A 1,921-nucleotide genomic window follows, 5' to 3' on the forward strand; every position below is an offset into this window, starting at 1 on the left:
CCTGGCGCTGCCCGCCGTGATGCCCGCCTCCGCCGCCGTGGCCTCCGCCGCCGTGGCCGCCATTGCCGTGGCCGCCCAGGATTCGCTTCAGAAAGCTCATTGCCCGCTCCTCAACGCGTGGCCTGCGCGCCGCCGAACGCCCCGGAGGACGACAGCAGCCGCAAGCCGTTGGCCACGACGATCAGGCTGGCGCCCGCGTCGGCGAAGACCGCCATCCACATCGTGCCGAGCCCCGCGACCGTGAGGCCGAGGAACACGACCTTCACGCCGAGCGCGAAGCCGATGTTCTGCACCAGGACGCGATGCGTCGCGCGCGACAGCCGCACGAACGCGGGAATCTTGCGCAGGTCGTCGTCCATCAGCGCGACGTCGGCCGTCTCGATCGCCGTGTCGGTGCCCATCGCCCCCATCGCGAAGCCGATGTCGGCACGGGCGAGCGCCGGCGCGTCGTTGATCCCGTCGCCGACCATCCCGACCGCGCCCGCGCCGCCGGCCGACAGTTCCTCGACCGCCGCGAGCTTGTCTTCCGGCAACTGGTTGCCGCGCGCGTCGTCGATGCCGGCCTGCTTCGCGATTGCCTGCGCGGTATGCGGGTTGTCGCCCGTCAGCATCGCGGTGCGGATGCCGAGCGCGTGCAGATCGGCGATCGCTTCACGGCTCGTGTCCTTGATCGTGTCGGCCACCGCGAAGATGCCGAGCACGCGCGCTTCGTCGACCAGCACCACGACGCTCTTGCCCTGCCGCTCGAGCGCATCGAGCTTCGCTTCGAGCGCCGTCGAGCAGCGTTCGAGCTCCTCGACGAGCCGGTGGTTGCCGAGCCAGTAGCGCGTGCCGTCGATCGTGCCGCGCACCCCGCGCCCGACGATCGCTTCGAAATCCTGCACATCGGCGAATGCCGTCGTGCCGGCGTCACGGGCCGCGGCGGCGATCGCCTGCGACACCGGGTGATCGGAGCGCGCCGCGAGGCTCGCACCGAGGTGCCGCACCCGCACCGCATCGGCATCGGTCGCATGCAGGTCGAAATCGGTCTGCACCGGCTTGCCGTGCGTGATCGTGCCGGTCTTGTCGAGCGCGAGCCAGGCGAGCTTGCGCCCTTCTTCCAGATAGACGCCGCCCTTCACGAGAATCCCGCGTCGCGCCGCGGCCGCGAGCCCCGACACGATCGTCACCGGCGTCGAGATCACCAGCGCGCACGGGCACGCGATCACGAGCAGCACCAGCGCACGATAGATCCAGTCGTGCCACGCACCGCCCATGACGAGCGGCGGCACCACCGCCACCAGCAGCGCAACCGCGAACACGATCGGCGTGTAGACACGCGCGAACTGGTCGACGAAGCGCTGCGTCGGCGCCTTCGCGCCTTGCGCCTCCTCGACCGCGTGGATGATCCGCGCGAGCGTCGAGTTGGCCGCCACCGCCGTCACGCGGTATTCGAACGAACCCGATTCGTTGATCGTGCCCGCGTACACGGCGTCGCCGGTCGTCTTTTCGACGGGCAGGCTCTCGCCGGTGATCGGCGCCTGGTTCACCGTCGAGCGGCCGGCGACGACCTCGCCGTCCAGCCCGATCCGCTCGCCCGGCTTCACGCGCACGACCGCGCCGAGCGCCACCTGCGCGGCCTCGATCGTGCGCCACGAGCCGTCGGCGCCCTGCACGGTCGCGGTGTCCGGCGCGAGCTGCATCAGGCCCTGGATCGCATTGCGCGCGCGGTCGAGCGACTTCGCCTCGATCAGCTCGGCAATCGTGAACAGCACCATCACCATCGCGGCTTCGGGCCACTGGCCGATCGCCATTGCCCCCGTCACCGCGATGCTCATCAGCGCGTTGATGTTCAGGTTGCCGTTGCGGATCGCGATCCAGCCCTTCTTGTACGTGGTGAGCCCGCACGCGAGTACCGCGGCAAGCGCGAGCGCCGCCGCGA

At 70.6% G+C, this 1,921-nt stretch carries 1 protein-coding gene; it reads right to left on the reverse strand.

The annotated features are described in order from the left end of the window. Positions 1-110: 110 nt before the first annotated feature. On the reverse strand, positions 111-1,921 hold a 1,811-nt coding region (locus ABY44_RS16160), incomplete at its 5' end, for a heavy metal translocating P-type ATPase (protein ID WP_431641395.1).

The sequence above is a fragment of the Burkholderia sp. ZZQ-2 genome (assembly GCF_050768715.1).
Classification (GTDB): domain Bacteria; phylum Pseudomonadota; class Gammaproteobacteria; order Burkholderiales; family Burkholderiaceae; genus Burkholderia; species Burkholderia cepacia.